Origin of the sequence: Mycobacterium sp., from assembly GCF_040509115.1 — a bacterium.
GTDB lineage: Bacteria > Actinomycetota > Actinomycetes > Mycobacteriales > Mycobacteriaceae > Mycobacterium.
This window is the reverse complement of the sequence record NZ_JBEVLO010000405.1, coordinates 18,170-30,892: the sequence shown is the minus strand read 5'-3', so window position 1 is coordinate 30,892 and position 12,723 is coordinate 18,170. Positions and strand designations below refer to the sequence as shown.

General features: G+C 63.8%; 11 protein-coding genes. 9 read left to right on the top strand and 2 right to left on the bottom strand.

The window, feature by feature from the left end:
* The first annotated feature begins 979 nt into the window (after positions 1-979).
* From ABW137_RS28075 to ABW137_RS28060, 4 genes are all read left to right on the top strand, one after another.
* Complete coding sequence (locus tag ABW137_RS28075) at positions 980-1,561, top strand: LOG family protein (RefSeq protein ID WP_526404878.1); 582 nt, start codon at positions 980-982, stop codon at positions 1,559-1,561.
* Positions 1,500-1,967 (top strand): NUDIX hydrolase, encoded by a 468-nt coding sequence (locus ABW137_RS28070; RefSeq protein WP_526404876.1) that lies wholly within the window; start codon positions 1,500-1,502, stop codon positions 1,965-1,967. Before ABW137_RS28075 ends, ABW137_RS28070 begins: the two co-directional genes overlap by 62 nt.
* An 841-nt stretch (positions 1,968-2,808) precedes the next feature.
* Positions 2,809-3,960, top strand: coding sequence for an acyl-CoA dehydrogenase family protein (locus tag ABW137_RS28065; protein ID WP_526404874.1), 1,152 nt, complete (start codon positions 2,809-2,811; stop codon positions 3,958-3,960).
* 238 nt (positions 3,961-4,198) lie between these two features.
* Positions 4,199-5,857 carry an alpha-keto acid decarboxylase family protein gene (locus tag ABW137_RS28060; RefSeq protein ID WP_526404872.1) on the top strand — a complete coding sequence of 553 codons (1,659 nt, stop codon included), beginning with the start codon at positions 4,199-4,201 and terminating at the stop codon, positions 5,855-5,857.
* Between the two features lie 99 nt (positions 5,858-5,956).
* Here the strand turns inward: ABW137_RS28060 and ABW137_RS28055 are convergent, their stop codons facing one another.
* Together ABW137_RS28055 and ABW137_RS28050 are read right to left on the bottom strand one after the other, a co-directional pair.
* Positions 5,957-7,327, bottom strand: coding sequence for an MFS transporter (locus ABW137_RS28055; RefSeq protein ID WP_526404870.1), 1,371 nt, complete (start codon positions 7,325-7,327; stop codon positions 5,957-5,959).
* A gap of 65 nt (positions 7,328-7,392) precedes the next feature.
* The gene (locus tag ABW137_RS28050; RefSeq protein WP_526404868.1) at positions 7,393-7,692 is read right to left on the bottom strand and encodes a putative quinol monooxygenase; all 300 of its coding nucleotides are present in this window, start codon (positions 7,690-7,692) and stop codon (positions 7,393-7,395) included.
* Between the two features lie 183 nt (positions 7,693-7,875).
* Here ABW137_RS28050 and ABW137_RS28045 point away from each other — a divergent pair, with 183 nt between their 5' ends.
* From ABW137_RS28045 to npdG, 5 genes are all read left to right on the top strand, one after another.
* Complete coding sequence (locus ABW137_RS28045; protein WP_526404866.1) at positions 7,876-8,685, top strand: Rv0792c family HTH-type transcriptional regulator; 810 nt, start codon at positions 7,876-7,878, stop codon at positions 8,683-8,685.
* Positions 8,686-8,693: 8 nt separating this feature from the next.
* A complete protein-coding gene (locus tag ABW137_RS28040; protein WP_526404864.1) occupies positions 8,694-9,725 on the top strand; it encodes a TIGR03619 family F420-dependent LLM class oxidoreductase in 1,032 nt (343 codons plus the stop codon).
* A 51-nt stretch (positions 9,726-9,776) separates the two neighbouring features.
* The gene (locus tag ABW137_RS28035) at positions 9,777-10,511 is read left to right on the top strand and encodes a transglutaminase-like domain-containing protein (RefSeq protein ID WP_526404862.1); all 735 of its coding nucleotides are present in this window, start codon (positions 9,777-9,779) and stop codon (positions 10,509-10,511) included.
* A gap of 43 nt (positions 10,512-10,554) precedes the next feature.
* Positions 10,555-11,961 (top strand): NAD-dependent succinate-semialdehyde dehydrogenase, encoded by a 1,407-nt coding sequence (locus ABW137_RS28030; RefSeq protein WP_526404860.1) that lies wholly within the window; start codon positions 10,555-10,557, stop codon positions 11,959-11,961.
* A gap of 88 nt (positions 11,962-12,049) precedes the next feature.
* Positions 12,050-12,721, top strand: coding sequence for an NADPH-dependent F420 reductase (gene npdG, locus ABW137_RS28025; protein ID WP_526404858.1), 672 nt, complete (start codon positions 12,050-12,052; stop codon positions 12,719-12,721).
* Positions 12,722-12,723 lie beyond the last annotated feature (2 nt).

Below are 12,723 nucleotides of genomic sequence, written 5' to 3'. Positions count from 1 at the left end.
GAAGCTGGATCGATCGACTGCACTGCACTGTACAGTCGCTTCGTGGACGGCGACAAGTGGTGTTTGCATTTGCGCCCCTAGCTTCAAACGGTCGACGCGGATCGCCGTCGAGGCCACTCGGGCAGCAGGTGAGGCGTCTCGGGCACTCGACGCCAATCGGTCGGCCGTCGGCAGCTCAGTCGGGGGGGAACGGGGTTCTCCGACCTGCAGGCGGTTGTGACCGACGCCGCGTGGACCCTCTCGGCGGGTCCCGACGAGGCTCAACTGGATGCGTTGCAGGGCAACGAGGTACCCGAGGACGTCGTGGCACAGCGGTGGGCCATGGATCAGGTAGTGCAGGCTACGATGAGCGATCAGGCGATCGCGGATGTGTTCAGCACCGTCGCCTTCATGGCACTGACCCGTCCATCCTCGCCGAGCCCGCACCACTCGAACAGGCCATCACGGCGAACGAGGCGGTTGCATCCCGCAGGAGGAGCGACACCGCCACGGTCCGCGGGCAGCGCGTTCTGGGCCAGCCAGAAGCTCCGACGACCCGTGTTCCTTCGACGTCGACGCACGCGACCATGCGAATGTGCGCTGACACTCAGCCGGCTCGAGATCGCAGACACAAGTAAGAACCGGCACTGTGACATACCCAGAATCGTTGCCCTCACGGCTAATTCAAGTCGGAATATCGATTGTGGTCAATGATACGGCCTCGCTTGCGAATTGAAGACTATGCGCCCGGCCAGCGTCCGGTGTTACGAACGCGTCATGCTCACCCCGAGAAGATCTGCGGCCATTCGAGGTGTGACAAGCCCGCTCAGGCTGAGTGTCAAGCGGCGATCGCTGGCCCCAGGCACGGACTCGCCACGCAACTGAGAACACCGCCACCTGGACGGTGACGGGTTAAACACCGCTGTTGTCTCATCTTTCGTCGCGGCTCCGTCGGATGACGCTGGAACTCTGACCGAGCAGCTTGTGCAAGGATTCATGAATGATCCGGATATGTGTCTTCTCTGGTTCGAATTTCGGTCGTCACGATCAATACCGCACATCGGCAGTGGAACTGGGCGCACTACTGGCTGAGCGTCAAATTGGTCTGGTTTACGGGGGAGCCGCCGTCGGACTCATGGGAGTAGTGGCAGCTTCAGTCTTGGCCGCTGGCGGCGACGTTATCGGGGTGATCCCACGGGCCCTTGCTGAACGCGAAGTCGCGCATACCGGTTTGCCGGACTTGCGGATCGTCGATTCCATGCACGAGCGCAAGTCGTTGATGGCCGAACTGTCCGACGCCTTCATGGCCTTACCTGGAGGAATCGGCACCCTCGAAGAGCTCTTCGAGGTGTGGACCTGGACTCAGCTCGGCGCCCACACAAAACCGTGTGGGCTGCTCAACACTCTCCATATCTACGACGGATTGCTGGCCTTCCTCGACCATGTCGTCGATGAGGCTTTCCTGAAGCCTGTGCATCGACAAGTGTTTCACCCGTCGAAGTCACCTGCCGACCTACTGAATGGACTACTTGAATATCAAGTGCCCAGGGAGACGAAGTGGATTAGTCGCGATGAACGCTGACGGCTCTGGCCCACGCGTCGGATGCGGTGCAGCGATCGTCCAAGACGGTAGCCTGCTGCTCGTCCGCCGCAGGCGAAGTCCGGAGGCAGGTTGCTGGGGCCTCCCGGGAGGCAAGGTCGACCCGTTTGAGTCGGTGGCGGCCGCGGTGACGCGCGAGATCCGCGAGGAACTTGGTATCTCCATCGAACCGACCCTCCTGCTATGCGTCGTCGACCAGATCGATCGCCGGGCGGGCCAGCACTGGGTTGCTCCGGTCTATCTCATCGAACGCTATGACGGCACACCCTCCGTTCTCGAACCGCAAGCTTTATCGGCGATGGGGTGGTTCGACCTCGATAGCCTGCCGGAACCGCTGACGGAGGCGACGCGACAGGCCGTGTTGGCCCTTCGGTGTCGCACCGTGTGAGATGAACTGCCACCCAGCATCTACTCGACGTCACTCAGCGCGCGGGCGGTTACCTCGACGGGCGCGGCTCGGTCGATGAGCCCGGCGTCTCGACCGTCCGCCAGGACCGGGGCGAGGCTGCGACCAGCTGCGGTTCATACCGCGCCGGACCGAGCGCGCCGTCCAGCCGAGCACCATCTGTCGACACAGCCCACTGGTACCCCAGCCGCACCCGCAAAGACCTGCTGCCCGATCGCGACTCGTAGCTCGACGAGATCGGGGACGGTCAGCTCCAAGGAGGGCTGACATGCGGCCGCTCTCTGTCCCAGACGCGCCGTGGGCATGACCGTCACCGGGCTCTCCGGTGAGCGCGGCAAACGCCTCGCGCTCGTCGCGCAGCGACTAGGTGACACCGACGAACATTGAGCCAGGTGCCCACTGCGGTCTCGCCCACTGGCTGTTGAACGCACTCCACCTGCGACAGACGGTTGCGGGTGGCTGACCGCAGCGCCATCGACGGTCCGGTGACAGGGGAGGCGCTCCGCGATCTCCCGCCGCGACGCAGCGTGGGTGGCGGACGGGCTAGTGTACGTCGGGATTGATCGGAGATGGCGGTGCGACAGTGAACGAGCTTAACTGTCCGGGTAGCGATTTCGTCCAATGGACGGTAAACTGCACAAGGCAGTGCACATCTCCGCGGTGCTGTCTTCATGGGAACAGATGTGACCGGACCGAAGGCCGGTCGCCATCGTCCGCTGCGCAGCAGACGTCCCACGTTTGGTCTTGCCGGCTGTCGCGCGCACGGTGCAGTGAGAGGTCCGCGGCGCACACCACCTGCTCAAGGAAACACGAGGGGAGAAGGGTGAATACCGACACTGCGCCGCCCAAAGCTACCGCCGTCGACACCGAACGCCGCCTTCGTGCCGCTCGCGCGGTCCTTGCCGAACATGCGGCCGCGACTGAAGAACGGGGCCGACCCACCGCGGAGAGCCGGGCCGCCGCCGAAGCCGTGGGTGCATTCGCCGCGACTACTCCTAGGGAGTTTGGTGGTCTCGGCCTCGATCACCGCACCATGGCGCGGTTGTTCACCGAACTAGGTGCGGGCTGCACATCGACTGCCTGGGTGGCGGCGATCAGCGCCATGCAGAAGTCCTTCGTATGGGACTGGATGACACCCGCTGTGCGACAGGTGGTGTACGCCGATCAGAACGTGCAGGTGTGCGGCAACGGGAGGCCCGTAGGCCGCGGCGTCAACATCGACGGCGGCTACCTGATCGACGGCCGCTGGGGTTATGCGTCAGGGTGCCAGGACGCCGGCTGGGCGATCCTCGCGGTCGGTGAGATCGACGGCAAGCGGTCCGACGTGCCCTGTATGGCCATGATCCCGACTGCGTCGACGCAGATCGAGCGAACGTGGGACGACGCCGTCGGGCTGCGAGGCACCGGAAGTCACACCCTGGTGGCCGAGCAGGTCTTCGTCGCAGACGACTTCATGATGAACGCGCCGTTCCCGGGCAATGTGCCGCTGCCCGGCGCGCGCATGCTGCCGGCGGTGCTGCACTCGGCCAGTCCACTGGTCGGGGCAACGAAGGGAGCGCTCGATCACGTGTCACAGTCGATGTTCGCCGAGCGCCCAGTGGCCATGAGCCAGCACATACCGCGAAGTCAATCGCCAGCTGCGCGTGCTCTTTTCGTCGAGGCAAGCCAACTGGTGGACACCGCCGAAATGCGCGTGCGACGGGCCGCTGACATGCTCGACGCCACTCGAACCGGTGATTCCCTGTCGGAGAACGAAATCGCGCACCTAAGAATGCAACTGGTGACCGCGATGCAGGAATGTCGACGTGCGCTGGACACCATGCTCGATCTGTGCGGCTCGAGCGCCCTCGTCGGGCCGAACCCGATCGCCAGGGCGTGGCGCGACCTCGCCATGGGCAGCAGGCATATCGGACTCAGCCCTTCGGCGACGGCCGACCATCTCAACCGCCTGCTGTTTCCCGACGCAGCTATGTGACAGCAGCTTTCATCGCTACCCGCACAGACCGGGAGGAGGCGACTATGACATTCCAGTACTCCGTCCAGACGGACGGTCACACTTCTGACCGCGATGACTCGACCATCGTGACAGCACCAACCCGGAGGATCCGGCGCGCCCGCGCCAGGGCGGTGCTCGGTTGACAGACGGAGAAATTGAATGAGTGAAGCCCCTGAAGGCCGGCGCGCGTCGGTTTGACGAGAGAAGGAAGAAACAGATGAGCGTCACAGTCATTGAGTACATCCTCGGCAGGCTTCACGACATTGGTGTCAACGACATCTTCGGAGTCCCAGGCGACTACGCCTTCCCCCTACACGACGCCATCGTCGCGCATCCAGACATCAACTGGATCGGCTGCTGCAACGAACTCAACGCCGGCTATGCAGCCGACGGATATGCACGTATCCAAGGTGTGGGCGCACTCAGCACCACCTACGGGGTAGGGGAACTCAGCGCGATCAGCGCGATAGCCGGCTCCTACGCCGAGAACCTTCCGGTCTTCCACCTCACCGGCATACCCACCCTGGCCACCCAAGCCAACCGATCACTGGTGCATCACACCCTCGGCACCGGAGAATTCGACTTGTTCCGGTCGATGGCCGACACCGTTGTCGGAGCCAGCGCCATCATCACCCCGGCCAACGCCGTCGCCGAGACCGAACGGCTCATCGCCGAAGCCCTCTACAACCGACGCCCCGTGTACATGGCACTGCCCTCCGACGTCGTCAACCAACCAATCGTCGCGCAATCAGACCCCTTGCCTCAGCCAGTCAGCGATTCGACTGCACTGGCAGCCGCGACCGCCGCCGTGGCCGGTGCGTTGGAGGCGGCCTCGACGGCGTGCGTCCTGCCCGGAATCCTGCTAGACAGGGTGGGTCTGCGCGACACGACTCAGCAGTTCATCGAGGCGGCGAAACTTCCGTTCGCCACAATGTTCGCCGACAAATCCGTCCTCGAAGAGCAACACCCCAACTACATCGGCATGTACGACGGCAACCTCATGGACCCTGCAGTCCGGGAGTTCGTCGAAACGTGCGACGCCGTCGTCGCGATCGGCACGATGGCGACGGACCTCAACACCGGCGCCTTCACTGCGCACCTCGACCCCGACCGCATCATCGACGTCGGCCTTCACCACACACGTGTCGGGTCGACCGTCCACCAGGGCGTCGAGATGGCCGACCTTCTCCACGCACTCGCCGGGCGATCGTGGAGCACGCACCACCGTGGTGGTCCCCGCCCAGAGCAACTGGGTCCGATATCCGGGTCCGGTGCCGATCCGATTACTGCGGAATCGCTGTACCCGCGGTGGGCCGGCTTCTTGCAGCCCGACGACATCATCATCGCCGAAACCGGCACCTGCTCGATGGGTTTGGCGTTCGCGCAGCTCCCACGGGGTGCAAGGTTCCACAACCAGACCCTGTGGGGCGCCATCGGATGGGCCACCCCGGCGGCACTGGGAGCGGCCGTTGCTGCGCCGAACCGGCGGCTCGTCTTATTCACCGGGGAGGGCTCCCACCAAATGACGGCCCAAGAAATCGGCCAGTTCCACCGACTTGGCTTGAAGCCAATCATATTCGTGCTCAACAACTCCGGCTATCTCATCGAGCGGATGCTGTGCACCGACCCCACCATCGCCTACAACGATGTCGCACCGTGGAACTACACCGAACTTCCGCACGCGCTGGGATGCGACGACTGGTTCACCCCGCGGGTAAGTACGTGCGCCGAACTCGACACCGCACTCGCCACCGCCGCCGACGGAACCCGCGCCGCCTACATCGAGGTGATGACGGGAACCTATGAGGTGCCTCCGCTAGTCCAAAAACTGCACGACAACGTCAAGACGCTCTACGGCACGGGACCGTCCGTTTAATGGTGGATCCGACCTTGGCAGTTACTAGTTGCCGGTCGGGGGGACTCGGGCGTTGAAGGTGATCGCGAACGCCCTCGGACACTGCGGCTTGACAGATCGCTATCGCGGCAGGGAAGTGCCGCGAGTTTCGGGTCCGGCGGCCCAGACCACGGTGAGCGCGACTGCATACACGGTGACGCCAACGACGGTGGCCGCCGTACCGATGCTGCCAAGTGCCGTGATGAGGAAGCCCGTCAGCAATGTGACGGCGGCCCCAGCCAAGCGAGCCGCGTTGAAGATCGCCGATGTGGCGGTGGCGCGCCCAAACGTCGGAAACAGTTCCGGCATGTAGATCGGCATCCAGGCGAACTGTCCGAGAATGAAGAACCCCGCGGCGGCAGTGGCCGCGATAGACGCTGCGGGCGAGTCGGTTCCGAGGAACAGCACCGGTACGACGATGAGAGAACCGAGGTAGTAGAGGAGCATCGTTGGTTTTCGGCCGATGAGGTCGGCGAGCACACCGAGCACGATGTAGCCGGCGATCGACGCACCGTTGAAGGTCAGGCTGGCTGTCGATGCCCAATGTCCGGCATCCATGTCGGCTCCGCGGGCCAGTTGACCGACGAATGCCGGGACCCAACTCGAGACCGCGTACAGTCCAATCACGGAATTGACGCACAGCACGAACAACACCAGCCCGCGTCGACGCAGCGGTGGATCGCTGAAGACGGCAGCGAAGGGCGATCGAACGAGCTTCGCTTGCCCCTCGGTGAGTTTTTGGCCCTGCGCTGCAACGTCTTTCGCGGCCTCCCGCAGCCTTTGGGATTCCTTCCACATCGATGAGTCGTCGACCGAGCGTCGTACGTACACCACGATGGCGGCGGGCAGGGCGCCGACGACGAACAGATAGCGCCAGGCGCTCTCACCCAGCGGCTCGAGGAAGTACCACACCGACGCGGCGAGCAATGCGCCGACGCCGAATCCCGATTGCAGGATGGCCGCGGCCCGACCACGAGATCGCGGCTTCCACAGTTCGCCGATCAACGAAGTCCCCGCACCCCATTCGGCTCCCAGGCCCGCGCCTGTGATCAGACGCAAGACCAGGAGCCACCAGTAGTTCGGTGCGAGAGCGGTCAATCCGGTGAACACCGCGTACCAGAGAATCGACACCATGAGGATTCGCCGCCGCCCGAAGCGGTCCGCGAGGAAACCGGACGCGACTCCGCCGATGGCCCACCCAACCAGAGTGGCCGCGACCAGAGCGGAGACATAGGTCGGCAGGTTCTGCACCTGACTGTCCGAACCGATGTCGCTAATCGCGACATGCCCGATGAGGATGAGGGCGTAGGTTTCAAACCCGTCGAATGTCCAACCGAGCCAGGACGCCAGCAACGCGCGCCGTGCCTTCGGGTCGATTCCGCGTAGGCCGGATCGCCCTGTCGTCGACGCCGTGGTGCCGCCCCCCGCGGTATCCGGATCAGTGCGCGTCATCGGAGCCGTTCCTAGGGTGGTGTCGATGCGGACGAGGCCGGACTTCGGCTCGCCGTGATGGTCGTTCACGCTTCGTCGAGCGGGTTGAGGACGCTCACCGAGATCGGGCTCGACAGTAAGTCGTCGAGGTGTGCACGGTAGTTGATGTAGTGGTCGGTGGAGCGATGATGTTGCAACGCTTGCTGATCCTGGTAGCGCTCCACAAGAATCAGCGCCCCACCGTCGGTGACCTCGTAGAGGTCGTATCGATCGCACCCTGGCTCCGCACGCGTCGGACCGACCATGCCTTCAAGCAGCTCCCGCAGCGCAGCCGTTCTGTCGGGGTGGGCGGAGAACCTCGCGATGACGACGACGGGTTGTGACATTGCTTTGCCTGGCCTTTCGATAGTGACTGGTATCACTTGACTGAGATGTCACTAGACGTTTTAATACGTCTTATGACGAACGTCAAGTCCTCGCCCGTTCGGTGGAGGGGGAGGTGCAGGTCGACGCCTCGACACAGCCCAATGGCACAGGGAGGGAGGGGACGACACGGTCTAATACGTCTTATGGCGTCTACACACGATGAGGTGGAACTCGATCTCGATGCTGCCGACCTGCGCATTCACCGAGGAAGCGTGCCAGCCAGCATCCAACTCGCCGAGCGCTTGAAGGCGCTGATTCTCGAGCAGCGCCTGCCGCCGGGTAGCCGTCTGCCCTCGGAGCGTGAGCTCATTGACCGCTCAGGCCTGAGCAGAGTGACCGTCCGAGCAGCGGTAGGGGTGCTCGAGAAGGAGGGATGGCTGATCCGCCGTCAGGGTTTGGGCACATTCGTGTCGGAGCCCGTGAACCAGGAGTTGGCCGCGGGGGTTCGCACGATCACCGAAGTGCTCCTCGAATCTGGCCTGACACCCCAGGTCGACGTGCTCGACCACGAGAACGTCGCGGCGCCGCCCCGAGTGCAAGCCGCTCTGGGCCGATCCGAAGTCCTTCGAATCCGACGACGCTATCGCGACAACGACCAACCGCTCGCCCTCGTCACGATCTACCTACCCCCCGATCTGGGCGACGCCGTGGCGCCGTTGCTCGCCAGCGATTCGGCCACCGAAACGACGTACACGATGTGGGAGCGGCGCCTCGGTGTGCGCATCGGAAACGCCACGCACGAGATACATGCCGGCGGAGCATCAACCGACGTGGCCGAGGCACTCGGGCTATCTGAGGGTGCCCCGGTGCTCGTCCTGGAGCGCACCACCTACAGCGTCGGCGAAGACCCACTGGAGTTCGTCGTCTTCCACCACCGGCCGGAGAGATACGGCTTCTCGATGACGTTGTCGCGCGCGAACTCCGGGCCCGATATCGGCGTGACTGAAAGGTGATCACGAACGTGAACGACCAACAACACAGCGAATCCGCGGATCCCCACTTCGGATTGATCTTGGCCCTGACCATCAACGGCTTGGCCGTGGGCGACTATCGCGAGATGGTTCGCGTCGCTCAACTCGCGGAGCGCTATCGGTTCGATTCGATCTGGACGTGTGATCACTTCCTCACCCTCAGTCCCGATGACTATGTGAAGGATGCCGGCATCGACGGCAACGGAGCTCGCAGCGGCGACGATCGGCGCCGCTCCATGCCCCTGCTTGAAGGATGGACCGCGCTGTCCGCGCTGGCCCGCGACACAACCACCTTGCGGCTGGGTACCAGCGTCTTGTGCAACTCCTACCGCTACCCGTCGGTGTTGGCGAAAATGGCTGCGACGCTGGACGTCATCTCGGACGGTCGCCTCGATCTTGGTATCGGTGCGGGATGGTTCCAGCAGGAGTTCAGTGCATACGGAATCCCGTTTCCCTCGGTCGGTGACCGAGTCTCAGCTCTGCAGGAATCGCTCGATGTCCTCAAGGCTGTATGGACACAGTCGAATCCGACGTACTCAGGCCGCTTCTACACCTTGGATGGCGCGGTCTGCGACCCGCCGCCCCTGCAAAGGCCGCATCCCCCACTGTGGGTGGGCGGCGAAGGTGACCGGGTCCAGCGGATAGCAGCGCGCTCAGCTCAAGGACTCAACATCCGATGGTGGTCTCCCGAAAAGGTGCTGTCGCGCAGAGAGTTCCTCAATCGAGCGTGTGAATCCGTCGGGCGGGAACCCAAGACGCTGCGTCTATCGCTGACCGCTCTGCTGGCACCGACCGAGTCCGCCGCACAGGAGGCGCAGATCCGCGCCGAGTTCGCGTCGATCCCCGAGACGGGACTGATCGTCGGCCCGATTGACCAATGCATCGATCGCATCAACGAATACCGGCGATCCGGAATCGACCACTTCCTGTTCACCATTCCACACGTAGCGCGCTCCGAACACCTCGCCGCCGTAGGCGAATCCATCATTCCGCAGATGAAGACGCCCATCAGCGTTCGCTGAGCTCTTCGCCGAGTTCGATCGCAAGATCCCTTCCACAGAAAGCAGCCGTACATGACGCATGCCAAAAACAGGTCACTTGAGAACGCTCAGGTGTTCCTGGAGTCCACCGAGTACCTCGACGCCAATCACCCCCTCGTGCAGTCGAAGGCGGCCGAACTGACCGAAGGCTCACAGACCGACGTCGAACGTGTCGAGCAGATCTACTACTACGTCCGAGACATGCCGTACGACATCCTCGAGTCATTCCGCTATCTCGCCGAAGGAAAATCGGCAGCAAGCGACGTCATCGCCCACGGGGTCGCCTTCTGCATGGGCAAGGCCAGTTCATTCGTGGCCTTGTCGCGAGCGGTCGGAGTCCCCGCACGGATCGCCTTCCAGACCCTCGATTCGCCCGAGAAGGAGTTTCTGTCACCGGAGGTTCGCGCCCTGTGGGGGGGACGCGTCGGCCGGCCCCTCCCGTGGCACTCGCTGGGCGAGGCGTACCTCAATGGCCGGTGGATTAAATTGGACGCAACGATTGACGCGCCGACCGCCGACCGGATGGGCAAACCCTACACACGGCAATTCGATGGTATGACCGACATCCCGACCGTCGAAGGCCCCATTCTTCGGGAGAACGGCAGCTACGCCGACTACCCGCCCGAGGTTGCGCAGTGGTACGAGCGCGCCGCCAACGCCGTCACGGCCGCATTGGATTCCGAAGAGCTCCACGCGACGGTAGCCGCCGACGACGACCTCTGGGCCGGCCCCGAACTTCGTCAGGTGGCGCGCCGATCAGTCAGTTGACTCGTCGAGAACGCCACCTCTCATCCAACCGAAGGAGTACCGAGTGTCATCCGCACCGATCGTTTCCATCAACCCCAGCACCGAAGAAGTGAATGCCACCTTCGATCCCGCGAACCCCGCTGAGATCGATCACGCGCTGGACCGTGCCGCTGCCGCCGCCCGTGCCTGGAAGGCGACTCCACTTGACGAACGCGCACAACGACTCTCGGACATCGCCGCAATACTGCGCCGCGACCGTGAGCAGCTTGCGCGCCATATCACCACCGAAATGGGAAAGCCGCTGGCCGAAGCGCTGGCCGAAGTCGACAAGAGCGCCTGGTGCTGCGACCACTACGCAGAGGAGGGCCCGAAACTCCTGTCGGATCAGTACGCCCAAACGTCGGCGCGTGAATCATTCGTGACCTTCGAGCCACTCGGCATCGTACTGGCCGTCATGCCATGGAATTTCCCGCTATGGCAGGTCTTTCGCTTCGCTCCGGCAACCCTGCTGTCCGGCAACGGCATCGTGCTCAAACACGCGTCCAACGTTCCGCAGTGCGCATTGGCCATCGCCGCCGTCATCGACGAAGTGTGTCCTCCAGGCCTCTTCACCACGCTCCTAGTCGGCCCCGATGAAGTGTCGAACCTGATCGCAGACACCAGGATTGCCGCCGTGACGCTGACCGGATCCACTGAAGTCGGTGAGAAGGTCGCCGCGACAGCCGGGCGGTACCTCAAACGACAGGTGCTGGAACTCGGTGGCTCCGACCCGTTCATCGTGCTGGCCGATGCCGACATCGCGACGGCCGCCGCTGCAGCCGTCTTCGCGCGCAACCTCAATGGCGGGCAGAGTTGCATCTCGGCCAAGCGGTTCATCGTGGAGAAGTCGGTGTATGCGGACTTCACCGAAGCGTTCGCTGCCGGTGTGGCTCAACTCCGGGTCGGCGACCCCTTAGCCGAGCGTACCCAAGTCGGCCCCTTGGCCCGGCACAGCATCCGCGAATCGGTGCTCGATCAAGTCGAACGCAGTGTGGCCGCCGGCGCCCGCGTGGTCACCGGAGGAACCGTCCCTGAAGGTCGCGGCTTCTTCTACACGCCGGCGGTACTCGACAGCGTGAGCGCCGACATGGCCGTTGGTGCCGAGGAGACCTTCGGGCCCGTTGCCGCGGTCATTCCCGCCGACACCGTAGACGACGCACTAGGCATCGCCAACGCCACGGATTTCGGCCTCGGCGCGAGTTTGTGGACCTCCGACATCGACCGTGCAGCCACGCTGATCCCGCGCATCGAAGCCGGCGCGGTGTTCGTCAACGACATCGTGGCATCTGACCCCCGAGTCCCCTTCGGCGGCATCAAGCGCAGCGGCTATGGCCGCGAACTGGGTGAGTTCGGACTCCGCGAATTCACCAATGCCAAGACCGTGTGGATCGGCCCATCACGTGACCTGGGAACACCACCGTTAAGCGAATAGAACCCCGTCACACCGATATTCCCACCACCTTCGTGCCTGACCACGTCGAGAAAGGCTCACCGTGACCAAGCCCCCTAGCGATGACCCCATGGCAGCGGACTCATCGCGCACATCAGACTCCGTCGCCGTGATCGGGGGAACGGGCGCGCTGGGTAGAGCACTGGCCCGCCGGTGGGCCATCGAAGGACTGACCGTCCACATCGGCTCGCGCAGCAAGGAATTGGCAGAGATGGCCGCGGCGTCCCTGCCCGGAGCACACGGAGCCGACTACGCGGAAGCGGTCCGCCGCTGCTCCACAGTCGTCCTCACCGTGCCGTTCTCCGCGCATCTGCATGTCGTCCGTACCCTCGCGGACCTGCTGCAACCGGGGCACGTTCTCATCGACGCCACGGTCCCGATGACCGCCTCGAGTAGGCGCGGGTTACGGCCGGTAACTCCGTTCGCCGGGTCCGCAGCGCAGCAGGCGCAAGAGCTACTCCCCGAGGGTGTCCACGTGGTGTCTGCCCTGCACACCGTGAGTGCGGCGATGCTCGACGATCCCGATCACCTAGTCGACGAAGACGTCCTCGTCTTCGGCGATCACCGACCGTCTCTACAGACGGCGATGCGCCTGATCGGGCGCATCCACGGGCTTCGTCCCATCGACGCAGGCTCGCTCGACCTCAGCAGAGTGTGCGAGCAGTTGACTCCGATGATCATCGGAGTGAACCGCCGCTATAAGACCCACGCAGGTATCAAGCTCACCGGTCTGCGCGGTTAGCC

What these genes read in the sequence shown, in the direction of transcription:
- ABW137_RS28075 (WP_526404878.1), top strand. Translation starts at nt 980, where the DNA reads ATGATCCGGATATGTGTCTTCTCTGGTTCGAATTTCGGTCGTCACGAT.
- ABW137_RS28070 (WP_526404876.1), top strand. Translation starts at nt 1,500, where the DNA reads ATGGACTACTTGAATATCAAGTGCCCAGGGAGACGAAGTGGATTAGTC.
- ABW137_RS28060 (WP_526404872.1), top strand. Translation starts at nt 4,199, where the DNA reads ATGAGCGTCACAGTCATTGAGTACATCCTCGGCAGGCTTCACGACATT.
- ABW137_RS28055 (WP_526404870.1), bottom strand. Translation starts at nt 7,327, where the DNA reads ATGACGCGCACTGATCCGGATACCGCGGGGGGCGGCACCACGGCGTCG.
- ABW137_RS28050 (WP_526404868.1), bottom strand. Translation starts at nt 7,692, where the DNA reads ATGTCACAACCCGTCGTCGTCATCGCGAGGTTCTCCGCCCACCCCGAC.
- ABW137_RS28045 (WP_526404866.1), top strand. Translation starts at nt 7,876, where the DNA reads ATGGCGTCTACACACGATGAGGTGGAACTCGATCTCGATGCTGCCGAC.
- ABW137_RS28035 (WP_526404862.1), top strand. Translation starts at nt 9,777, where the DNA reads ATGACGCATGCCAAAAACAGGTCACTTGAGAACGCTCAGGTGTTCCTG.
- npdG (WP_526404858.1), top strand. Translation starts at nt 12,050, where the DNA reads ATGGCAGCGGACTCATCGCGCACATCAGACTCCGTCGCCGTGATCGGG.